Raw genomic sequence first — 22,621 nt, forward strand, 5'->3', positions numbered from 1 at the left:
ATGTCTTCTGCCCTACCTGCCGGGACTGAATTCGACGATCAATGGATTGTGGTCCGATGCCCGAGTAACCAGCACGGAAGCATCGTTCACGTTCAACCCCCGATAGAAGACGAAGTCCAGCGGACGACCAAACGCCCGGCGGCGCTGATCGTCGTCAAAACGTACCGGGCGCAGCGACATATCGCGCGCAAAACGGTACAGCGCGTTCATACGCGGACGACTCCAGGCGTTGAAATCCCCGGCCATGATCACCGGGCCGTTATGTTGGGCAATCTGTTCGCCGATGGGCATCAGCTGCTTACTGTAGACATCAACGCCAAGGCTAAAGTTAACGGCGTGAATATTCACGACCATCAGCAATCGCGAATCAGGAAGTGGGTAAACAGTCACTAACGCCGATTTCGCCAGACGCAGAATCGGCTCACGTTCACGTAGTGGGCAGCAGTAAACAGGCTGGGCAGCGGACAGGGTCATCACGCCAGAAGGATGATGCGGCAGCGCGAACGCGGGCACCTGATCGGCCGCAAGATAGTTAGTGGTCGCAAACTTTACCAGTTCTGGCGTGGTTTGCGCTTCCTGCAATAGCACCAGGTGCGCATCTTTACCGTACTTATTCAGCACCGACAGCCATTCAGCGCGCTGCTGCTTAAAGATATTCCACACCAGGATGCGAATATTCTCTTCAGTGCTTAACGGCTTACCCACCGATAATGCCTCGCTCAACCCGGAATACGCGCCCGGCGGCGGGAGGATCCGCTCTGCGGGCTGTCCGGCAATATAGCGCATGGCGTAGGTATTTTTTCGCACTTTCTTTTATAACCTCAATAAGCAAAGAACCCGCCTGATTCCAGGAAGGTTCCTCAGTTATAGGGGCTTTTGCCCGCGGTTTCAACGCTATTTGTGATAAAGCTGGGTGAACTTCTGTAAGCCTGTGCTTACCGAAAAATTCTAACCAAGTACGGCGCGCCCCGGCTTGTCCAGGCGGCCACTCAGGCCGGTCAACAGCAGCGCTCCCACCACAATCAGCGCGCCAATCCACGGCGTTTGTGCCAGACCATAGTGTTCGACGGTTTGTCCCCCCACTACGGAGCCGATAGCAATTCCGACATTAAAAGCGGCGATGTTCAGGCCCGATGCCACATCAACGGCAGCTGGCGTATACTCTTCGGCTTTCTGAACCACATAGACCTGCAAACCTGGCACGTTACCAAAGGCAAACACACCCATCACCAACACCGTTGCCAGCGCAGCATACTGAATTGACGCCGTGAACTGGAAGACCACCAACAGCGCCGCCAGCGCGGCAAAGATAAATTTCAGCGCCGGTACCGCACCGTGCTTATCGGCCAGTTTACCACCCCAGATATTCCCTACTGCAACCGCCACACCGTAGCCTAACAGGATCCAACTGACCGCGTTCGGTGTGAAGCCTGCCAGATTTTGCATCATCGGCGCCAGGAAGGTGAAGGCGGTAAAGACGCCGCCGTAGCCCAGCGCGGTAATCGCGTAAATCATCAGCAGACGCGGGTGAGTCAGCACTTTCAACTGTTCAGTTAAACTTGCTGGTGCACGACCAGGGATATTACCCGGTACCAGTATGGCGCTGGCAATCAGCGCAATCACGCCCAGTAAAGAAACGGCAAGGAAAGTTTCACGCCAGCCAAAGTGCTGACCGATAAAGGTACCCAGCGGCACACCGGTGACCAGCGCCACGGTCAGGCCACCAAACATAATGGCAATCGCCGAGGCGGCTTTCTCTTTTGGCACCAGACTGGTGGCAATGGTTGAGCCAATGGAAAAGAACACGCCGTGCGCCAGACCGGTCAGCAGACGCGCGACGACTAAGGTGGCGTATCCCGGCGCCTGCCAGGCCAGCAGGTTACCGACGGTAAACAGCACCATCAAGGCCAGCAGCAGCTGTTTGCGCGGCAGTTTGCCCGTCAGGGCCGTGAGCACCGGCGCGCCAATAGCCACCCCCAGAGCATAGATGGAAACCAGCATCCCGGCGGAAGGCAAGGAGATGGCAAGCTGTTCAGCAATCGTCGGGACCAGGCCGACAATCACAAATTCGGTTGTGCCAATAGCGAAGGCACTGATCGTTAAGGCTAGTAGCGCCAGCGGCATAATTTACTCCACATCATCAGTATTAAGATGACACGTAGTATGCCGGGGTGTTTAAATAACAAAAATATTCAGAATCTCAATAGAATTTTGCGTCAGGTGCAATAATGAGAGCAACATCAGAAGAGATCGCCATTTTCGTGGCGGTAGTTGAAAGTGGAAGTTTTAGCCGGGCAGCGGAGCAACTTGGCCAGGCTAACTCGGCGGTGAGCCGGGCGGTAAAGAAGCTGGAATCTAAGCTCGGAGTGAGCCTGCTTAATCGCACCACGCGTCAGCTTAATCTGACCGAAGAGGGAGAACGCTACTTTCGTCGCATGCAGGTTGTGCTACAAGAGATGGCCGCGGCGGAAAATGAGCTACTGGATACGCGCAATACGCCGCGTGGTCTGCTGCGGGTCGACGCAGCCACGCCGGTGATGTTGCACTTCCTGATGCCGTTGATTAAGCCGTTTCGCGAACGCTACCCGGAGATGACGCTCTCGCTGGTGTCGTCTGAGACCTTTATCAACCTGATTGAGCGTAAGGTGGACGTTGCCATTCGGGCGGGGACATTAACCGACTCCAGTCTACGCGCTCGCCCCCTGTTTAACAGCTATCGCAAGATCATCGCGTCGCCAGAGTATATTGCCAGTCATGGCAAGCCGGAGAACGTTGCAGATTTGAAAGAGCACCAGTGCCTTGGTTTCACCGAACCTTCTTCGCTGAACACGTGGCCAGTGTACTGCTGCGATGGGCAGTTTATGGAAGTCAGCTGCGACATTACCTCCAACAGCGGAGAAACGCTCAAACAGCTGTGTTTGAACGGCAACGGTATTGCCTGCCTGTCGGATTATATGGTGGATAAAGAGATTGCGAGCGGGGAGTTTGTTGAGCTGTTGGCCGATAAGCGACTGCCTGTCGAAATGCCGTTTAGCGCGGTTTACTACAGTGACCGGGCAGTGAGCACCCGTATCAGGGCGTTTATTGATTTTCTGAGCGAGTACGTGAAGGAGAATCGGTAACGAATCGCACGGCTGATTGGGAGGCCCGGAGTCGACATGAGCGTTTCGTCCGGGCTACCAGAGGGTTTCAGAGGGTTAAAGGGTCATTAGTCCCACTGAGGGGCCAGACCTTCCGGGCTGACCAGGCGGTCGTTGCAGTCCAGCGCGGCGATGGCTTTTTTATCTTCAGCATCTAATTTCAGATCCTGCGCCAGCAGGTTGCTTGCCAGATTTTCACGTTTAGTAGAAGACGGAATTACCGCATAGCCTTCACCCATTGCCCAGGCCAGAATAACCTGCGCAGGCGTCGCATTATGTTTCTTCGCGATGGCAGCAATCACTTCATCTTTCAGTGCCTTACCGTATGCCAGCGTCATGTAAGAAGTGATATGGATACCGTGCTCGGTAGCCCAATCAACGACTTTGCGGTTTTGCAGATACGGTGACAGCTCAATCTGGTTAGTGGCGATATTCTCTGCGCCTACGGCAGCAATAGCGCGCTCCATCAGCGGAATCGTGAAGTTAGAGATCCCGATCTGGCGAGTCAGACCTTGTTTTTTCGCTTCCAGCAGCGCAGCCATAAACTCTTCAACCGCCACGGCATCGTTCGGCGACGGCCAGTGGATCAGCGTCAGGTCAACATAGTCGGTACGCAGCTTCTGCAGGCTTTCTTTGAGGCTTGCGATCAGCTTGTCTTTGCTCAGGTTTTCAATCCAGATCTTGGTGGTGATGAACAGCTCATTACGCGCAATGCCGCTTTCGGCAATTGCCTGGCCGACGGCCGCTTCGTTGTCATAGATCTGTGCGGTATCGATAGTACGGTAACCAAGCTCCAGCGCGGTTTTAACGGATGCAATAACAACGTCGTCTTTCAGGCGGAAGGTACCGAGACCAAATGCAGGGATTGTCATGATTTTCCTCTTTATTTATCAAAATGGGTTAACTGAGACCATTATGACGAGGGAGAGGATTGAGAAAAAGATCGTGAAATGCAGAGGATTTTTGCTAAAACAGCAATAATTATCCGGCGCACAAAGAAAAAAGCCCTGAGCAAATATGCTCAGGGCTCTTAATAAGTGGCGGAACGGACGGGACTCGAACCCGCGACCCCCTGCGTGACAGGCAGGTATTCTAACCGACTGAACTACCGCTCCACCGAATTTCTTTGTCACTACCCGGATTATTCATCCCGGTTTACTGCAATTTGATGCCTGGCAGTTCCCTACTCTCGCATGGGGAGACCCCACACTACCATCGGCGCTACGGCGTTTCACTTCTGAGTTCGGCATGGGGTCAGGTGGGACCACCGCGCTACAGCCGCCAGGCAAATTCTGTTTATCAGACCGCTTTATGCGTTCTGATTTAATCTGTAATCAAGCTGAATCTTCGTCTCTTCGCCAAAACACCTTCGGCGTTGTAAGGTTAAGCCTCACGGTTCATTAGTATCGGTTAGCTCAACGTATCGCTACGCTTACACACCCGACCTATCAACGTCGTCGTCTTCAACGTTCCTTCAGGACCCTTAAAGGGTCAGGGAGAACTCATCTCGGGGCAAGTTTCGTGCTTAGATGCTTTCAGCACTTATCTTTTCCGCATTTAGCTACCGGGCAATGCCATTGGCATGACAACCCGAACACCAGTGATGCGTCCACTCCGGTCCTCTCGTACTAGGAGCAGCCCCCCTCAATTCTCCAGCGCCCACGGCAGATAGGGACCGAACTGTCTCACGACGTTCTAAACCCAGCTCGCGTACCACTTTAAATGGCGAACAGCCATACCCTTGGGACCTACTTCAGCCCCAGGATGTGATGAGCCGACATCGAGGTGCCAAACACCGCCGTCGATATGAACTCTTGGGCGGTATCAGCCTGTTATCCCCGGAGTACCTTTTATCCGTTGAGCGATGGCCCTTCCATTCAGAACCACCGGATCACTAAGACCTGCTTTCGCACCTGCTCGAGCCGTCACTCTCGCAGTCAAGCTAGCTTATGCCTTTGCACTAACCTCCTGATGTCCGACCAGGATTAGCTAACCTTCGTGCTCCTCCGTTACTCTTTAGGAGGAGACCGCCCCAGTCAAACTACCCACCAGACACTGTCCGCAACCCGGATCACGGGTCTACGTTAGAACACCAGCCATTAAAGGGTGGTATTTCAAGGATGGCTCCACACGAACTGGCGTCCGCGCTTCAAAGCCTCCCACCTATCCTACACATCAAGGACCAGTGTTCAGTGTCAAGCTATAGTAAAGGTTCACGGGGTCTTTCCGTCTTGCCGCGGGTACACTGCATCTTCACAGCGAGTTCAATTTCACTGAGTCTCGGGTGGAGACAGCCTGGCCATCATTACGCCATTCGTGCAGGTCGGAACTTACCCGACAAGGAATTTCGCTACCTTAGGACCGTTATAGTTACGGCCGCCGTTTACCGGGGCTTCGATCAAGAGCTTCGCGTTGCCGCTAACCCCATCAATTAACCTTCCGGCACCGGGCAGGCGTCACACCGTATACGTCCACTTTCGTGTTTGCACAGTGCTGTGTTTTTAATAAACAGTTGCAGCCAGCTGGTATCTTCGACTGATTTCAGCTCCATGGGTAAACCACTTCACCTACATATCAGCGTGCCTTCTCCCGAAGTTACGGCACCATTTTGCCTAGTTCCTTCACCCGAGTTCTCTCAAGCGCCTTGGTATTCTCTACCTGACCACCTGTGTCGGTTTGGGGTACGATTTGATGTTACCTGATGCTTAGAGGCTTTTCCTGGAAGCAGGGCATTTGTTACTTCAGCACCGTAGTGCCTCGTCATCACACCTCAGCGTTAGTAAGCGTCCGGATTTACCTAAACGCTCCGCCTACATGCTTAAACCGGGACAACCGTCGCCCGGCTAACATAGCCTTCTCCGTCCCCCCTTCGCAGTAACACCAAGTACAGGAATATTAACCTGTTTCCCATCGACTACGCCTTTCGGCCTCGCCTTAGGGGTCGACTCACCCTGCCCCGATTAACGTTGGACAGGAACCCTTGGTCTTCCGGCGTGCGGGTTTTTCACCCGCATTATCGTTACTTATGTCAGCATTCGCACTTCTGATACCTCCAGCATCCCTCACGAGACACCTTCGCAGGCTTACAGAACGCTCCCCTACCCAACAACACATAGTGTCGCTGCCGCAGCTTCGGTGCACAGTTTAGCCCCGTTACATCTTCCGCGCAGGCCGACTCGACCAGTGAGCTATTACGCTTTCTTTAAATGATGGCTGCTTCTAAGCCAACATCCTGGCTGTCTGAGCCTTCCCACATCGTTTCCCACTTAACTGTGACTTTGGGACCTTAGCTGGCGGTCTGGGTTGTTTCCCTCTTCACGACGGACGTTAGCACCCGCCGTGTGTCTCCCGTGATAACATTCTTCGGTATTCGCAGTTTGCATCGGGTTGGTAAGTCGGGATGACCCCCTAGCCGAAACAGTGCTCTACCCCCGAAGATGAGTTCACGAGGCGCTACCTAAATAGCTTTCGGGGAGAACCAGCTATCTCCCGGTTTGATTGGCCTTTCACCCCCAGCCACAAGTCATCCGCTAATTTTTCAACATTAGTCGGTTCGGTCCTCCAGTTAGTGTTACCCAACCTTCAACCTGCCCATGGCTAGATCACCGGGTTTCGGGTCTATACCCTGCAACTTAACGCCCAGTTAAGACTCGGTTTCCCTTCGGCTCCCCTATACGGTTAACCTTGCTACAGAATATAAGTCGCTGACCCATTATACAAAAGGTACGCAGTCACACCCCAAAGGGTGCTCCCACTGCTTGTACGTACACGGTTTCAGGTTCTTTTTCACTCCCCTCGCCGGGGTTCTTTTCGCCTTTCCCTCACGGTACTGGTTCACTATCGGTCAGTCAGGAGTATTTAGCCTTGGAGGATGGTCCCCCCATATTCAGACAGGATACCACGTGTCCCGCCCTACTCTTCGAGTTCACAACCTGTGCATTTTGGTGTACGGGACTATCACCCTGTACCGTCGGACTTTCCAGACCGTTCCACTAACACACAAGCTGATTCAGACTCTGGGCTGCTCCCCGTTCGCTCGCCGCTACTGGGGGAATCTCGGTTGATTTCTTTTCCTCGGGGTACTTAGATGTTTCAGTTCCCCCGGTTCGCTTCGTTAACCTATGTATTCAGTTAACGATAGTGTGACGAATCACACTGGGTTTCCCCATTCGGAAATCGCCGGTTATAACGGTTCATATCACCTTACCGACGCTTATCGCAGATTAGCACGTCCTTCATCGCCTCTGACTGCCAGGGCATCCACCGTGTACGCTTAGTCGCTTAACCTCACAACCCGAAGATGTTTCTTTCGATTCATCATCGACTTGCGAAAATTTGAGAGACTCGAACACACCATTTATCTGTTCTTATTACGGAGAACAGACACAGTGTGTCGTTTCAATTTTCAGCTTGATCCAGATTTTTAAAGAGCAAAACTTCGCAGTGAACCTTTTCAGGTACACTCTGAAGTTTTCTTGGTTTGTTGCAGTAAAGATGGTGGAGCTATGCGGGATCGAACCGCAGACCTCCTGCGTGCAAAGCAGGCGCTCTCCCAGCTGAGCTATAGCCCCATCGTTTGACAGAATCTCTTAAAACCGTAATTCTTTCTGAGACAAGGCGTGGAACGGCGAAGCATACTGAAGTATGCGAGTCGTTTCACAACGCGGTATCAGGAAGAATTTGGTAGGCCTGAGTGGACTTGAACCACCGACCTCACCCTTATCAGGGGTGCGCTCTAACCACCTGAGCTACAAGCCTGCAGAGATTCTTTACTGCTATTTTTCATCAGACAATCTGTGTGAGCACTTCAAAGAACGTTTCTTTAAGGTAAGGAGGTGATCCAACCGCAGGTTCCCCTACGGTTACCTTGTTACGACTTCACCCCAGTCATGAATCACAAAGTGGTAAGCGCCCTCCCGAAGGTTAAGCTACCTACTTCTTTTGCAACCCACTCCCATGGTGTGACGGGCGGTGTGTACAAGGCCCGGGAACGTATTCACCGTAGCATTCTGATCTACGATTACTAGCGATTCCGACTTCATGGAGTCGAGTTGCAGACTCCAATCCGGACTACGACATACTTTATGAGGTCCGCTTGCTCTCGCGAGGTCGCTTCTCTTTGTATATGCCATTGTAGCACGTGTGTAGCCCTACTCGTAAGGGCCATGATGACTTGACGTCATCCCCACCTTCCTCCAGTTTATCACTGGCAGTCTCCTTTGAGTTCCCGGCCGAACCGCTGGCAACAAAGGATAAGGGTTGCGCTCGTTGCGGGACTTAACCCAACATTTCACAACACGAGCTGACGACAGCCATGCAGCACCTGTCTCAGAGTTCCCGAAGGCACCAAAGCATCTCTGCTAAGTTCTCTGGATGTCAAGAGTAGGTAAGGTTCTTCGCGTTGCATCGAATTAAACCACATGCTCCACCGCTTGTGCGGGCCCCCGTCAATTCATTTGAGTTTTAACCTTGCGGCCGTACTCCCCAGGCGGTCTATTTAACGCGTTAGCTCCGGAAGCCACGCCTCAAGGGCACAACCTCCAAATAGACATCGTTTACGGCGTGGACTACCAGGGTATCTAATCCTGTTTGCTCCCCACGCTTTCGCACCTGAGCGTCAGTCTTCGTCCAGGGGGCCGCCTTCGCCACCGGTATTCCTCCAGATCTCTACGCATTTCACCGCTACACCTGGAATTCTACCCCCCTCTACGAGACTCAAGCTTGCCAGTTTCAAATGCAGTTCCCAGGTTGAGCCCGGGGATTTCACATCTGACTTAACAAACCGCCTGCGTGCGCTTTACGCCCAGTAATTCCGATTAACGCTTGCACCCTCCGTATTACCGCGGCTGCTGGCACGGAGTTAGCCGGTGCTTCTTCTGCGAGTAACGTCAATCGCTGCGGTTATTAACCACAACGCCTTCCTCCTCGCTGAAAGTACTTTACAACCCGAAGGCCTTCTTCATACACGCGGCATGGCTGCATCAGGCTTGCGCCCATTGTGCAATATTCCCCACTGCTGCCTCCCGTAGGAGTCTGGACCGTGTCTCAGTTCCAGTGTGGCTGGTCATCCTCTCAGACCAGCTAGGGATCGTCGCCTAGGTGAGCCGTTACCCCACCTACTAGCTAATCCCATCTGGGCACATCCGATGGTGTGAGGCCCGAAGGTCCCCCACTTTGGTCTTGCGACGTTATGCGGTATTAGCTACCGTTTCCAGTAGTTATCCCCCTCCATCGGGCAGTTTCCCAGACATTACTCACCCGTCCGCCACTCGTCACCCAAGAGCAAGCTCTCTGTGCTACCGTTCGACTTGCATGTGTTAGGCCTGCCGCCAGCGTTCAATCTGAGCCATGATCAAACTCTTCAATTTAAGTTTGATGCTCGTGAATTAAACTTCGTAATGAATTACGTGTTCACTCAGAGACTTGGTATTCATTTTTCGTCTTGCGACGTTAAGAATCCGTATCTTCGAGTGCCCACACAGATTGTCTGATAAATTGTTAAAGAGCAGTTGCGACGCGCTTTAGCGCTCTGTCGCGAGGTGGCGTATATTACGCTTTCCTCTTTCAGAGTCAAGCGTTTAATTTCGCTTTTCTCTGTCGAGATTCTCAGGAGAATCTCGCTGACCCGGCGGCTTGTTTGCCGTTGTTCCGTGTCAGTGGGAGCGCATTATAGGGAGTTATTTCTGGCTGACAAGAGGGAAAATGCATTTTTCTTTCAACCGCTCACCTTTTCGCCTTTTCGTCGATTATTTCTGCTTTTTGATGGCCGCAGGCAGGTCTGCCAGGCTATTAATCACCCAATCCGCCGCTTTCTCCGCTTCTTCCGTCACCGGCTTACCGGTGCGCACCAGCACTTTTGTGCCGACATTCGCCGCTGCGGCTGCCAGCATGTCTTCAATTTTATCGCCAACCATATAAGAAGAAGCCATATCAATGTGCAGATATTCCTGCGCCGACTTCAACATACCTGGATGCGGTTTGCGACAGTCGCATACCTGACGATACTCTTCTACCGTTCCCTGCGGGTGGTGCGGACAATAGTAGATACCATCGAGATCGACACCACGGTCGGCCAGCGACCAGTCCATCCATTCCGTCAGCGTTTCAAACTGCGCTTCAGTAAACTTCCCGCGAGCAATACCCGATTGGTTGGTCACCAACACCAGGGCATAGCCCATTTCTTTTAATTCACGCATCGCGTCAATGACGCCATCGATAAACTCAAACTCATCTATTTCATGAACGTAGCCATGATCGACATTAATCGTGCCATCACGATCGAGAAAAATAGCGGGTACGGACTTTGCCACCGTGTTGCTCCTGAATAAGGCATGTGCCCTTAGTATCGCATGTTTCGCCAGGCAAGAAAGTGTCGATCGCATAAATCAGATTGATTTAGACGTCTAGATGCCTTAACATCCGTTTTGTTGACGGTCATCGCCCGTCCAGGGCAGAAGAAAATGCCGCGGATAACTCCTAACTGATAATAAAAAATCTAATGATTAAACTTTCGAATATCACCAAGGTGTTCCAGCAGGGCCACCGTACGATTCAGGCACTAAACAACGTTAGCCTGCACGTACCTGCGGGACAAATTTACGGCGTCATTGGCGCATCCGGCGCAGGTAAAAGTACGCTCATTCGTTGCGTTAACCTGCTTGAACGCCCGACCGAAGGCAGCGTTCAGGTCGGCGGCCAGGAACTGACTTCATTATCTGAGTCGGCACTGACCAAAGCACGCCGCCAGATTGGCATGATCTTCCAGCACTTTAACCTGCTCTCATCTCGCACGGTATTTGGCAACGTCGCGCTGCCTCTGGAACTCGACAATACGCCAAAAGAAGAAATCAAGCGCCGGGTCACCGAGCTGCTGGATCTCGTCGGTCTGGGCGATAAGCACGACAGCTATCCGGCAAACCTGTCCGGCGGACAGAAACAGCGCGTGGCGATTGCCCGTGCTCTGGCCAGCAACCCCAAGGTGTTGCTGTGTGATGAAGCCACCAGCGCGCTGGATCCGGCCACCACGCGTTCTATTCTCGAACTGCTGAAAGACATTAACCGTCGTCTGGGCCTGACTATTCTGCTTATCACCCACGAAATGGATGTCGTTAAGCGTATCTGTGACTGCGTCGCCGTGATCAGCAACGGTGAGCTGATCGAACAGGATACGGTGAGTGAAGTCTTCTCTCATCCGAAAACGCCGCTGGCGCAGCAGTTCATTCAGTCCACACTGCATCTGGATATTCCAGAAGACTACCTGGCACGTCTGAAAGACACTCAGTCCGCTGATAGCGTTCCCATGCTGCGCATGGAGTTTACCGGTCATTCGGTAGACGCCCCGCTGCTGTCAGAAACCGCGCGTCGTTTTAACGTGAATAACAACATTATTAGCGCGCAGATGGATTACGCGGGCGGCGTGAAGTTCGGCATCATGCTGACCGAAATGCACGGTACACCTGAAGATACGCAAGCGGCCATCGCCTGGCTGCAGCAACACCATGTAAAAGTAGAGGTATTGGGTTATGTCTGAGGCCATGATGTGGTTACTGGCGCGCGGCGTCTGGGAAACGCTGGCCATGACGTTTGTGTCAGGCTTTTTCGGTTTCGTGATTGGTTTGCCGGTTGGCGTGCTGCTTTATACGACACGTCCGGGACAAATCATTGAGAACGGCAAGCTTTACCGCATTCTCTCTGCGCTGGTGAATATCTTCCGTTCCATTCCGTTCATTATCCTGCTGGTGTGGATGATTCCATTTACCCGCGTGATTGTGGGCACCTCCATTGGTCTGCAGGCGGCGATTGTTCCGTTGACCGTGGGTGCCGCGCCGTTTATCGCCCGTATGGTGGAAAACGCCCTGCTGGAGATCCCGACCGGGCTGATTGAAGCTTCCCGCGCAATGGGCGCAACGCCGATGCAAATCATCCGTAAAGTTCTGCTGCCGGAAGCCCTCCCGGGCCTGGTGAATGCGGCAACCATTACGCTGATTACGCTGGTTGGTTACTCCGCGATGGGCGGTGCCGTGGGCGCTGGCGGCCTGGGCCAGATTGGCTATCAGTACGGCTACATTGGTTATAATGCGGTCGTGATGAATACAGTGCTGGTATTGCTGGTCGTTCTGGTTTATTTAATTCAACTATCTGGCGATCGTATCGTCCGGGCAGTGACTCATAAATAGCGTTACACACAACACAACTTAAAAGTTTAAGGAAATAAGCATGGCGTTCAATTTTAAAACCTTTGCGGCAGTTGGGGCCCTGATTGGTTCTCTGGCACTTGTTGGTTGCGGCCAGGACGAGAAAGATCCAAACCACATCAAAGTCGGCGTGATCGTCGGCGCAGAACAGCAGGTTGCTGAAGTTGCACAGAAAGTAGCAAAAGAGAAATACGGTCTGGACGTTGAGCTGGTTACCTTCAACGATTACGTACTGCCGAACGAAGCGCTGAGCAAAGGCGACATTGACGCCAACGCCTTCCAGCACAAACCGTACCTCGATCAGCAGATCAAAGATCGTGGTTACAAACTGGTATCCGTGGGTAATACCTTCGTTTACCCGATTGCTGGCTACTCGAAGAAAATCAAATCTCTGGATGAACTGAAAGCGGGCGACCAGATTGCCGTGCCTAACGATCCAACTAACCTGGGCCGTACTCTGTTGCTGCTGCAGGCACAGGGGCTTATCAAACTGAAAGACGGCGTTGGTCTGCTGCCGACCTCTCTGGATATCGTAGAGAACCCAAAAAATCTGAAGATTGTTGAACTGGAAGCTCCGCAGCTGCCGCGCTCCCTGGACGATGCGCAGATTGCGCTGGCCGTCATTAACACCACCTACGCCAGCCAGATCAACCTGACCCCGGCGAAAGACGGTATCTTCGTGGAAGGTAAAGAGTCTCCGTATGTGAACCTGATTGTCACTCGCGAAGACAACAAAGACGCGGAAAACGTGAAGAAATTCGTTCAGGCGTACCAGTCTGACGAAGTTTACGAAGCGGCGAACAAAATCTTCAACGGCGGCGCTGTTAAAGGCTGGTAATTGTCTTACCGCTAAGCAGTATCTTTCAAGACGGGCACATGCCCGTCTTGTCATTTATGCAAGCACCTGATTCAATAGCCCCCTGGTCTACCCTTTATAGAGGAATTACTATGCGTGCTTTACCGGTCTGTTTATTAGCGCTCCTGTTAGGCGGCTGCTCCATGCTAAACAGATCTCCCGTTGAACCCGTTCAAAGCACTGCGACCCCCGTCAAAACGGAGACCGCGAAACCGAAGGCGCCACGCGCAACGCCGGTACGAATTATTACCAACGCTGAAGATCTGGTCGGTAAGCCGTTCCGCGATCTGGGCGAGGTGTCGGGCGAATCTTGCCAGGCAACCAATCAGGATTCACCGCCGAATATCCCAACCGCGCGCAAACGCATGCAAATTAACGCGTCGAAAATGAAAGCGAACGCAGTACTGCTGCACAGCTGTGAAGTGACGAGCGGCACGCCGGGCTGCTACCGTCAGGCGGTCTGCGTCGGGTCTGCGCTCAACGTTTCCGCGAAGTAATGAGCACCTTCTCATTCGCGCAAATTGGCGTTATTCGCTCTCCTTATAAAGAGAAGTTTGCCGTACCTCGCCAGCCGGGGCTGGTTAAAAGCTGTAGCGGCGAGCTGCATCTGGTCGCCCCCTACAACCAGGCCGACGCGGTGCGCGGTCTGGAGGCTTTCAGCCATTTGTGGGTGTTGTTTGTCTTCCATCAAACGATGGAAGGCGGCTGGCGCCCCACCGTTCGCCCTCCTCGTCTGGGCGGCAACGCGAGAATGGGCGTGTTTGCAACTCGCTCGACCTTCCGCCCTAACCCAATTGGGATGTCGTTGGTCGAACTGCGTGGTATCCGCTGCCATAAAGAACAGGTGATTCTTGAACTTGGCGGGCTTGACCTCGTCGATGGCACGCCGGTGGTAGACATTAAACCGTATCTGCCCTTTGCCGAATCGCTGCCGGAAGCGCGCGCTAGCTATGCGCAGGACGCGCCACAGGCCGATATTAACGTCACCTTCAGCGAGGAAATCGCCCAGCAGTTGCTCGGGCTGGAAAAACGTTACCCGCGCCTTCGTCAGTTTATTGCCGAAGTGCTGGCGCAGGATCCGCGTCCTGCCTACCGTAAAAATGAGGAAGAAGGCAAAACCTACGCGGTCTGGCTGCTGGACTTTAACGTCCGCTGGCGCGTAACGGCATCAGGATTTGAGGTCTTTGCCCTCGAAGCCCGGTAATTTGCGCCGCGCACTCTTTTGACATCCCTTTCTCGCTGGTAAACTAAACCACTTTTGTTTTGTGCCAGGCTCGTCTTGAGCCTGTTCAATCGTCCAACTGGAATCGTAACAACATGCGTACTAGCCAATACCTGCTCTCCACTCTGAAGGAGACACCTGCCGACGCCGAGGTTATCAGCCATCAGCTGATGCTGCGCGCCGGGATGATCCGCAAGCTGGCCTCTGGGTTATACACCTGGCTGCCGACCGGCGTGCGCGTCCTGAAAAAAGTCGAAAACATCGTGCGTGAAGAGATGAACAACGCCGGTGCGATCGAGGTGTTAATGCCGGTAGTTCAGCCTTCCGAACTGTGGGAAGAGAGTGGCCGTTGGGAACAGTATGGTCCGGAACTGCTGCGTATTGCTGACCGTGGCGATCGTCCGTTCGTCCTCGGCCCGACGCACGAAGAAGTGATCACCGACCTGATTCGTAACGAGCTGAGCTCTTACAAACAGCTGCCGCTGAACTTCTATCAGATCCAGACCAAATTCCGTGACGAAGTCCGTCCACGTTTTGGCGTGATGCGCTCCCGTGAGTTCCTGATGAAAGACGCCTACTCTTTCCATACCTCTCAGGAATCTCTGCAAGAGACTTACGACGCGATGTACGCGGCATACAGCAAAATCTTCAGCCGCATGGGCCTGGATTTCCGTGCTGTACAGGCTGACACCGGTTCTATCGGCGGTAGTGCCTCCCATGAATTCCAGGTGCTGGCGCAGAGCGGCGAAGATGATGTGATCTTCTCTGACTCTTCCGACTACGCGGCAAACATCGAGTTCGCAGAAGCGCTGGCGCCGAAAGAGCCGCGCGCGGCAGCAACCCAGGAAATGACGCTGGTCGATACGCCAAACGCCAAAACCATCGCCGAGCTGGTTGAGCAGTTCAACCTGCCAATCGAGAAAACCGTGAAAACGTTGCTGGTTAAAGCGGTAGAAGGCAGCAAGTCTCCGCTGGTTGCGCTGCTGGTTCGCGGCGATCACGAGCTGAACGAAGTGAAAGCGGAAAAACTGCCACAGGTTGCGGCTCCGCTGACTTTTGCCACCGAAGCAGAAATTCGTGCGCTGGTGAATGCAGGTCCAGGCTCTCTCGGCCCGGTCAACCTGCCAATTCCAACCGTTATTGACCGCACCGTTGCGGCAATGAGCGACTTCGCCGCTGGCGCAAACGTCGACGGTAAGCACTACTTCGGCATCAACTGGGATCGCGACGTCGCTACCCCAGAAGTGGCGGACATCCGTAACGTGGTCGCTGGCGATCCGAGCCCGGATGGCAAAGGCACGCTGATGATCAAACGCGGTATCGAAGTGGGCCACATCTTCCAGCTGGGTACCAAGTACTCAGAAGCGATGAAAGCCTCCGTACAGGGCGAAGATGGCCGTAACCAGATCCTGACCATGGGCTGCTACGGTATCGGGGTGACTCGCGTCGTGGCTGCGGCTATCGAGCAGAACTTTGACGACCGCGGCATCGTATGGCCAGACGCCATCGCGCCGTTCCAGGTAGCGATTCTGCCGATGAACATGCACAAATCCTACCGCGTGCAGGAACTGGCAGAGAAGCTGTACGCTGAACTGCGTGCGCAGGGTATCGAAGTGCTGATGGACGACCGTAAAGAGCGTCCGGGCGTGATGTTCGCCGATATGGAGCTGATTGGTATTCCGCACACCATCGTGCTGGGCGACCGTAACCTCGACAACGACGATATCGAATACAAATACCGTCGTAACGGCGAGAAGCAGCTGATTAAAACCGGCGACATCGTCGATTACCTGGTGAAAGCCATTAAAGGCTAATCGCGAACCCCGGCTGAGCGAAGCGACGCCGGGAATTCCCGGATAACCTTTGCCGGATCATCCGGCAAAAAAACGAAGGCCTCGCATGATGCGAGGCCTTTTTATTAGTTGCCGCAATCCTTACCTGGCACAAACTTCGCGCCTTTATCGGTCGCCAAAGTCTTCACCATCGCGCCGGTATCCGGATTAGCCTCAACGGTAAAGTGCCCTTCGACCACCAGCAGAATCGGTTTGTTCTCGCCGCCTTTTGCAGCCGCATAATCGCGCTCCAGTTGGGCGTTATTCACGACCGCCACGCGCTGCCCGGTAGCACAGTCGGTAAAGGTGGCCGCGTCTGCCATGTAGAAATACATCCCGCGCATTGCCATCGGCGTGGTTGGCAGGCTTGCTTTAACCGGTTCCAGCGTATAGTTCAGCGTCGATTCGATGGGGTTACCCTCGCGGTCAAGCATCTCCAGCTTGTCACCCTTCGCCCGGTAGTAAGACTTCTCCCCCTGGCTGTCGGTCAACACCAGCTTATCGGCGGTGCGCGCCCAGGTACCGTACGAGCCAAACGATGACGGCTCACGACTGACGCCCTGATAGCGCTCGTTCATCACCCAGGTACCGTCCTTCTCGAGGAACAATGAGGTCTCAATGCCTTCGCAATCTGCGCACGGCAGAACACCGCGCCAGCTTTGCTGCATAGGGGTTAATTCTGCTGGCTGCGTCGGCTTGACGGTGGTCACTTCAGAATGGTTGCATCCGAATAACCCAAACAGCATCCCCGTGGCCGCAATGGCCAATATCGCTTTTTTCACCCTCAATTCCTTATACTTATTACATCCACGTCCGGCTTAATAGCGAACTTTCCCGCGCATGGACTTCACTGAAGATTTCTGCGCTTTTGAATTCAGCCGCCGCTCTTTCGACGCGCGGGTTGGGCGCGTAGGGCGTCGGCTTTTTTGTTCTGTCGTTAACGTCTGGATCACCGCCACCAGCCTGGCAATCGCCGCTTCGCGATTCATCTCCTGGCTACGGTATTCCTGCGCCTTAATGATAATCACACCGTCAGCAGAAATTAAGTGGTGGCTGGCGGCGAGCAGGCGCTCTTTATAATACTCCGGCAGGCTGGAGGCGCGAATGTCAAAACGCAGGTGAATCGCCGTGCAGGTCTTATTCACATGCTGCCCGCCCGCGCCCTGCGCCCGGATGGCGGTAATCGTCAGTTCATCATCCGGGATGCTCACCTGCCGGGAAAGCGTAATCATGCCCGCGTCTGCCACGGCGTCAGGTGAATTTCCAGATTATTCTGAGCATCCGATAACCAGATTGCCCCTTCCTGAATCGTCGCTTGCAGCGTCATCGTGCGCTCGGCAAACGCGCTGAGCTTCGCCAGCTGTTCATCGTCAAGATACCAGATACTCAGGTTTTTAAAGCCCGCCATTTTGCTCTGGTTCTGCTGCCACCAAATCTCCGCAGCACGACTATTATAGGTGAACAGCGCCACCTCCTGCGCCAGGCTACAGGCTTTTTTGATCCGCCGCTCATCCGGCAGCCCCAGCTCAATCCACAGATCGATACCCAAATGATCGTTGCGCAGCCACACCTCCGGCTCGTCGTCCGAAGAGAGGCCGCGGGTAAACTGCAGACGTTCGTCAGCATACTTAATCCACGCCAGCAGACGCAGCATCATGCGCTCCTGGGTTTCGGATGGGTGGCGCGCGAGGGTTAACGACGCGTCCAGAAACTGACTACGGTCGAGATCGGCGACGTTGACCACTGCTTTATAAATCGTTGCTTTCAGCGCCATGGCTAAACTCCTGAAAAAAATGGTGGTCATTGTAACGAAATCAGCGCCAAAAGGCCCGTCTGCCGCCGCTCATCCCGCTGATAATGCTTAAATGAGTGTGATATAGTCACCTTGCTAAACAGAGATTATCTTCATAGGCTTAATTGAAGCGCTGACAGGAGGGCATGTGGGCAACTATTGTGAGTTGATTCGCCAACGCTACGCGGAAATCGCGAGCGGTGATTTAGGGTATATCCCGGATGCGCTAGGCTGTGTACTGAAAGTTTTGAACGAAGTTGCGGCGGATGACGCCATTTCTGAGTCAGTCAGGGAAAAAGCCGCGTATGCGGCGGCAAACTTACTGGTGAGCGATTATGTCAATGAATGATACTTATCAACCCATCAACTGTGATGACTATGACAATCTTGAGCTTGCCTGCCAGCACCACCTCGTCCTCTCGCTGGAGCTGAAAGATGGCGAAGTGCTGCAAGCCAAAGCTCACGACCTGTTATCACGCAAGAACGTGGAATATCTGGTTGTCGACAGCGCGGGCGATCTGCGCGAGCTGCGTCTTGATCGGATAACCAGCTTCAGCCACCCGCAAATCGGCACCGTGGTGGTCAGTGAATCATAATTAAGAAACGGGCAGCTTAGCTGCCCGTTTTCTGCCAGCTAAGTTGTACGCCTTCTCCCGTTTCACACAACCCCTCTCGCGTCACAAATCGTCCTGCGGCGGCCATTAGCGTATCGCCGTAAAACAGCAGCGGCGTGGTATCACGCAGCCAGGGGGGCACGCCCAGCTCCTGCCAGATTTTCTTCAGCTTGCGTCCGCCGTGACGGCCTACGATATGCAGCATCCCCGGCGCTTTAAAACGAATCGTAACCGGTTCGCCGGCATGCGGTGGACGAATATCGCCGCCCGGCGACAAAAAGACCTGCCCAAGACCGTCCGGTAATACCAGCGGCGCGCGTAAATTTTGCCACACGATTTCGTTATCCGTTTGCCCTGGCAGCGCTTTAACCCACCACAAACGTTGCTGAAAGCGACGAACGTCAAAATCGCCGAGATGCAGGCACGGCGAGGCATCTTCACGCGCAAGTGCCACCTCCTGCCACAGCCGAGTCAGCATTTCCCGCGACGGCATCGTTGCCCCCAGCCCGGCCAACCAGCGGCGCAGTAGCGCGGCGCGTTTCGGCCCACTCATGCTGCTCAGAGGGTCAATCGCCAGCGAGCCGTTTTCGTCAAGCAGCCGCGACAGCTCGTCGGCCAGCAGCTCATCCAGCAGTTGTTCCTGCTCCCCGCACAGCGCCGCGCTACGCGCTGCCGCTTCGGCAAAGTGCGGCCAGCGGGCATTCAGCAGCGGCAAGACGCGTAGACGCAGGAAGTTGCGGTCGTAGGCGTCGTCCTGATTGCTCTCATCTTCAATCCAGCGCAGTCCGTAACGCTGTGCCCACAGCAGCAGCGTGGCGCGAGTTTCATGCAACAAAGGGCGGATCAGCTGTGTATCGGCAAACGTCGCGCTCACCGGCATCGCCGATAGTCCGGCAGGCCCACTACCGCGCTTAAGCGCCAGCAGCAACGTCTCGCTCTGGTCATCGAGGTGCTGCGCCGTCAGCAGTACTTCTCCGGGCAACAGCGCTTCACGGAAAGCCTGATAGCGCGCCGCTCGGGCCTCGGCTTCGAGCCCTGCGCCACTCTGCCTCAGCGTGACGCGTTCGACCACCAGCGGTACCTGCCACTCTGCGCACAGCTGCTGGCAGTGCTCAACCCAGCTGTCGGCATTCTGGCTGATGCCATGATGAATGTGGATAGCCCGTAGGGAAATGCCCGGCTCCTGTCGCCGCCAGCAAACCAGTTGATGCAACAGCACCGTCGAGTCGAGACCGCCGCTGAACGCGACCAGAAACTGGCGATGCGGAGAGAGTTGCTGCACAAGGGAAGAAGGCGTCATTGTCATATCATCGTGAAAAGTATCGCCCGGCACGTTACCGGGCCGGGCGGCTGATGACAAGCCTTACTGCTGGTAAAGCTCCAGCGGCAGGCCGTCAGGATCGTTGAAAAAGGTGAATCGCTTGTCGGTGTACGGATCGATGCGAATCGCCTCACAGGCAACGCCGTGGGCTTCCAGATGCGCCACAGCGGCATCGATATCCTCTACGCTGAACGCCAGGTGGCGCAATCCACACGCCTCCGGACGGCTGGGGCGCTCGGGGGGAAACGGGAAGGAAAACAGTTCAATCACATACTGGCCATTCAGCGCCAGGTCACCTTTCCACGAATCGCGCGCTTCACGATAGACTTCGCTTTGCAGCGTAAAGCCAAGGATGTCGCAGTAAAAGGCCTTACTCTTCGCGTAGTCGGTGGCGATGATAGCAATATGGTGAATCTGTTTTAATCCCAGCATGGTTTTACTCCGTTAACCGTTTCTCAGCACGTTACCCGCGCAGGACGTTATCATGCAAGCCCTCAGCCGTTTTTTAGGACTCTAACGCGGTAGACGCCGTTTTCATCGCGTTTTGCACCGTGGATATCGGTTTCAAAGCCCGGATAATGTCGTCCAATGGAACAAAGCATCAGCAGGAAATCGAGCACGGAACGGCTCTCCTCGGTGATCATTTCCCCCGGCATCAGCAGCGGCACGCCCGGTGGATACGGCAGAATCATGTTCGCCGAAACGCGCCCAACCAGCTCTTCCAGCGCCACCGTTTCCACCTCGCCTTTAATTTGTTGTTGCCATGCGCGATGTGGCGTCAGCTTCATCTCCGGCAGCACGTCAAAAGCCCGCAGCATCAGCCGCGGAAGATCGTGCTGGCGAATCAGGCGGTGGATCCCTTGCGCCAGATCCTGAATGCGCATATGGCGGTAGAAGTCAGGATCCTCAGCATAGAGATCCGGCAGCATGTTCTTCACCCGTAGGTTCAAATCGTAGGCGCGCTTAAACTCCGTGAGCCCACGCAGCAGCCCCATCGCTCGGGTTTTATCAATACCGATGCTGAACAAGAACAACAGGTTATACGGCCCGGTTTTCTCCACCACTACACCATGCTCGTCGAGGTATTTTGCCACCAGCGCCGCCGGGATCCCTTCGTCGCTCATATTGCCCTGCTCGTCCATGCCTGGCGTGAGGATCGTTACCTTCACCGGATCGAGGAACATATGATCGGCATCGGCGTCGCTGAAACCGTGCCAGTCCTCTCCTGGCGACACCGGCCAGCACTCAGCTTCATCAATCTCTTCCGGCTGCCAGATATCAAAGAACCAGCTGTCCGACTCTTCTCGTAGCCGCTGTACCTCTTTACGGAAGTGCAGCGCGCGTTCGACCGAGCGATTGATCAGTCGACGTCCGGGATTACCGCGCAGCATGGCCGCGGCGGTCTCGATTGACGCCACGATCGGATAGCTCGGTGACGTCGAGGTGTGCATCATAAAGGCTTCGTTGAAGGTGTCTTCATCATAGTCGCCCTTAATGTGGATTAATGATGCCTGCGACAGCGCCGCCAGCATCTTGTGGGTCGACTGGGTTTCAAAGAACACTTTCCCCGGCACGCGCTCGCCGCTCATGCCGCTTTTCCCCTGATAAATGGGGTGGAAGTGGGTATAGGGCACCCAGGCGGAATCAAAGTGAATCGACGGAACATCAAGCGTCTGTTTAATCCAGTTGGTGTTATACAGCAGGCCGTCATAGGTAGAGTTAGTGATCACCGCATGCACCGGCCACTGCGCACCGTCGGTGGCATCCACCTTCCGCTGGAGGCTGTCACGAGTAAACTCCCGTTTCGGGATCCCGCCGAGAATACCCAGCGCGTTACGCGTCGGCTTGAGCCACAGCGGCACAACATCGCTCATCATCAGCAGGTGCGCCAACGACTTATGGCAGTTGCGGTCAATCAGTAACGTGCTGCCGCCAGGCGCCGCATACATACCAATAATTTTATTCGAGGTAGAGGTACCATTAGTCACCATATAGCTCTGCTCGGCGCCAAAGGTGCGGGCGATATACTCTTCCGCCTCAAGATGCGGGCCGCTATGGTCAAGCAACGACCCCAGTTCAGTCACCGAAATAGACACATCGGCCTTTAGCGTATTGGCCCCGAAGAAATCATAAAACAGGCAGCCAACCGGGCTTTTCTGATAGGCCGTACCGCCCATATGCCCCGGCGTACAAAAGGTATACTTACCCTCATTCACATAGGTAAATAACGCTTTGGTGAACGGCGGCGTAATGTTATCGAGGTATTCATCTGTGTATTGACGGATGCGAGTTGCAATATCGCTGGCCTGCCCCAACGCATACTCGAAAAACCACAGCGCCATGCGCATGTCATGCGCGCTGACGTCCATCGTCGAGTGGTTATTGATAAAAGCGTAAAGCGGCAGATATTCATTGAGCTGGTTTATCTCTCCGCAGAGATCGACGCTGTATTCGTCCCAGTCAAAAATAACCCCGCAGATGCGCGGGTTGTGCTCGATAAACTTCAGCAGGTCGGCACTGTTTTGCGGCCAGATAATTTTGAAGCCCTGCGCCTGTAGCGCACTCTCCAGTTCCTTGATTGGCTCGTCTTTGTAATAGACGCCGTGCGGGCCCATAATCGCGATGATATTCATGCTTCCCTCCTGGACAA

Annotated in this window: 19 protein-coding genes, 3 tRNA genes and 3 rRNA genes; 9 read left to right on the forward strand and 16 right to left on the reverse strand. The window is 54.3% G+C overall.

Annotated features, from left to right (window positions below):
- Positions 1-12: 12 nt before the first annotated feature.
- Together K7B04_RS00370 and K7B04_RS00375 are read right to left on the reverse strand one after the other, a co-directional pair.
- Positions 13-807, reverse strand: a complete 795-nt coding sequence (locus K7B04_RS00370; protein WP_167576685.1) for an endonuclease/exonuclease/phosphatase family protein — start codon at positions 805-807, stop codon at positions 13-15.
- Between the two features lie 141 nt (positions 808-948).
- Positions 949-2,124, reverse strand: a complete 1,176-nt coding sequence (locus K7B04_RS00375) for an MFS transporter (RefSeq protein WP_223803270.1) — start codon at positions 2,122-2,124, stop codon at positions 949-951.
- Positions 2,125-2,228: 104 nt separating this feature from the next.
- Here K7B04_RS00375 and yafC point away from each other — a divergent pair, with 104 nt between their 5' ends.
- The gene (yafC, locus tag K7B04_RS00380; RefSeq protein WP_223803271.1) at positions 2,229-3,122 is read left to right on the forward strand and encodes a DNA-binding transcriptional regulator YafC; all 894 of its coding nucleotides are present in this window, start codon (positions 2,229-2,231) and stop codon (positions 3,120-3,122) included.
- Positions 3,123-3,208: 86 nt separating this feature from the next.
- Here yafC and dkgB read toward each other — a convergent pair whose 3' ends face one another.
- The 8 genes from dkgB to gmhB form a co-directional block, all read right to left on the reverse strand.
- Positions 3,209-4,012 (reverse strand): 2,5-didehydrogluconate reductase DkgB, encoded by an 804-nt coding sequence (gene dkgB, locus K7B04_RS00385; RefSeq protein ID WP_223803272.1) that lies wholly within the window; start codon positions 4,010-4,012, stop codon positions 3,209-3,211.
- A gap of 166 nt (positions 4,013-4,178) precedes the next feature.
- Positions 4,179-4,255: transfer RNA gene (locus K7B04_RS00390), tRNA-Asp, on the reverse strand.
- A 55-nt stretch (positions 4,256-4,310) separates the two neighbouring features.
- A 5S ribosomal RNA gene (rrf, locus tag K7B04_RS00395) occupies positions 4,311-4,426 on the reverse strand.
- 93 nt (positions 4,427-4,519) lie between these two features.
- A 23S ribosomal RNA gene (locus K7B04_RS00400) occupies positions 4,520-7,427 on the reverse strand.
- A 208-nt stretch (positions 7,428-7,635) separates the two neighbouring features.
- Positions 7,636-7,711, reverse strand: a tRNA-Ala gene (locus K7B04_RS00405).
- A gap of 110 nt (positions 7,712-7,821) precedes the next feature.
- Positions 7,822-7,898, reverse strand: a tRNA-Ile gene (locus tag K7B04_RS00410).
- 70 nt (positions 7,899-7,968) lie between these two features.
- Positions 7,969-9,508 (reverse strand): 16S ribosomal RNA (locus K7B04_RS00415).
- The 16S, 23S and 5S rRNA genes sit together here with 3 tRNA genes alongside, the layout of an rRNA operon.
- A gap of 378 nt (positions 9,509-9,886) precedes the next feature.
- Positions 9,887-10,450, reverse strand: coding sequence for a D-glycero-beta-D-manno-heptose 1,7-bisphosphate 7-phosphatase (gene gmhB, locus K7B04_RS00420; RefSeq protein ID WP_163447308.1), 564 nt, complete (start codon positions 10,448-10,450; stop codon positions 9,887-9,889).
- 188 nt (positions 10,451-10,638) lie between these two features.
- On the opposite strand from gmhB, the gene metN reads away from it, so the two are divergent.
- The 6 genes from metN (at position 10,639) to proS (ending at position 16,226) form a co-directional block, all read left to right on the forward strand.
- Complete coding sequence (gene metN / locus K7B04_RS00425; RefSeq protein ID WP_163447306.1) at positions 10,639-11,670, forward strand: methionine ABC transporter ATP-binding protein MetN; 1,032 nt, start codon at positions 10,639-10,641, stop codon at positions 11,668-11,670.
- Positions 11,663-12,316 carry a methionine ABC transporter permease MetI gene (locus K7B04_RS00430; RefSeq protein ID WP_064547618.1) on the forward strand — a complete coding sequence of 218 codons (654 nt, stop codon included), beginning with the start codon at positions 11,663-11,665 and terminating at the stop codon, positions 12,314-12,316. Before metN ends, K7B04_RS00430 begins: the two co-directional genes overlap by 8 nt.
- 40 nt (positions 12,317-12,356) lie before the next feature.
- Positions 12,357-13,172: a methionine ABC transporter substrate-binding lipoprotein MetQ gene (gene metQ / locus K7B04_RS00435; RefSeq protein WP_163447304.1), complete on the forward strand. Its 816-nt coding sequence runs from the start codon at positions 12,357-12,359 to the stop codon at positions 13,170-13,172.
- A 110-nt stretch (positions 13,173-13,282) separates the two neighbouring features.
- Complete coding sequence (gene rcsF / locus K7B04_RS00440; protein WP_064547614.1) at positions 13,283-13,687, forward strand: Rcs stress response system protein RcsF; 405 nt, start codon at positions 13,283-13,285, stop codon at positions 13,685-13,687.
- Positions 13,687-14,394 carry a tRNA (N6-threonylcarbamoyladenosine(37)-N6)-methyltransferase TrmO gene (gene tsaA, locus K7B04_RS00445; protein WP_163447302.1) on the forward strand — a complete coding sequence of 236 codons (708 nt, stop codon included), beginning with the start codon at positions 13,687-13,689 and terminating at the stop codon, positions 14,392-14,394. The genes rcsF and tsaA overlap by 1 nt, the downstream gene beginning before the upstream one ends.
- A gap of 113 nt (positions 14,395-14,507) precedes the next feature.
- Complete coding sequence (gene proS, locus K7B04_RS00450) at positions 14,508-16,226, forward strand: proline--tRNA ligase (protein WP_167576695.1); 1,719 nt, start codon at positions 14,508-14,510, stop codon at positions 16,224-16,226.
- A gap of 104 nt (positions 16,227-16,330) precedes the next feature.
- Here proS and nlpE read toward each other — a convergent pair whose 3' ends face one another.
- Genes nlpE through K7B04_RS00465 form a run of 3 tightly spaced genes read right to left on the reverse strand, consistent with a single transcriptional unit; the run spans position 16,331 to position 18,018 of the window.
- Positions 16,331-17,026, reverse strand: coding sequence for an envelope stress response activation lipoprotein NlpE (gene nlpE, locus K7B04_RS00455; protein WP_167576697.1), 696 nt, complete (start codon positions 17,024-17,026; stop codon positions 16,331-16,333).
- Between the two features lie 36 nt (positions 17,027-17,062).
- The gene (gene arfB, locus K7B04_RS00460; RefSeq protein ID WP_223803273.1) at positions 17,063-17,476 is read right to left on the reverse strand and encodes an alternative ribosome rescue aminoacyl-tRNA hydrolase ArfB; all 414 of its coding nucleotides are present in this window, start codon (positions 17,474-17,476) and stop codon (positions 17,063-17,065) included.
- A complete protein-coding gene (locus tag K7B04_RS00465; RefSeq protein WP_163447296.1) occupies positions 17,473-18,018 on the reverse strand; it encodes a YaeQ family protein in 546 nt (181 codons plus the stop codon). Before K7B04_RS00465 ends, arfB begins: the two co-directional genes overlap by 4 nt.
- Before the next feature lie 166 nt (positions 18,019-18,184).
- On the opposite strand from K7B04_RS00465, the gene K7B04_RS00470 reads away from it, so the two are divergent.
- Together K7B04_RS00470 and rof are read left to right on the forward strand one after the other, a co-directional pair.
- Positions 18,185-18,385, forward strand: coding sequence for a YaeP family protein (locus K7B04_RS00470; protein ID WP_064547602.1), 201 nt, complete (start codon positions 18,185-18,187; stop codon positions 18,383-18,385).
- On the forward strand, positions 18,372-18,632 hold the full coding sequence (gene rof, locus K7B04_RS00475; protein WP_163447294.1) for a Rho-binding antiterminator: 261 nt from the start codon (positions 18,372-18,374) through the stop codon (positions 18,630-18,632). Before K7B04_RS00470 ends, rof begins: the two co-directional genes overlap by 14 nt.
- Before the next feature lie 16 nt (positions 18,633-18,648).
- Here rof and tilS read toward each other — a convergent pair whose 3' ends face one another.
- From tilS to ldcC, 3 genes are all read right to left on the reverse strand, one after another.
- Positions 18,649-19,956: a tRNA lysidine(34) synthetase TilS gene (tilS, locus tag K7B04_RS00480; RefSeq protein ID WP_223803274.1), complete on the reverse strand. Its 1,308-nt coding sequence runs from the start codon at positions 19,954-19,956 to the stop codon at positions 18,649-18,651.
- A 57-nt stretch (positions 19,957-20,013) separates the two neighbouring features.
- On the reverse strand, positions 20,014-20,403 hold the full coding sequence (locus K7B04_RS00485) for a VOC family protein (RefSeq protein ID WP_163447292.1): 390 nt from the start codon (positions 20,401-20,403) through the stop codon (positions 20,014-20,016).
- A gap of 62 nt (positions 20,404-20,465) precedes the next feature.
- Positions 20,466-22,604, reverse strand: a complete 2,139-nt coding sequence (gene ldcC, locus K7B04_RS00490; RefSeq protein WP_223803275.1) for a lysine decarboxylase LdcC — start codon at positions 22,602-22,604, stop codon at positions 20,466-20,468.
- Positions 22,605-22,621: the final 17 nt, after the last annotated feature.

This window comes from Kluyvera sp. CRP, assembly GCF_019930565.1.
GTDB lineage: Bacteria > Pseudomonadota > Gammaproteobacteria > Enterobacterales > Enterobacteriaceae > Kluyvera > Kluyvera georgiana_A.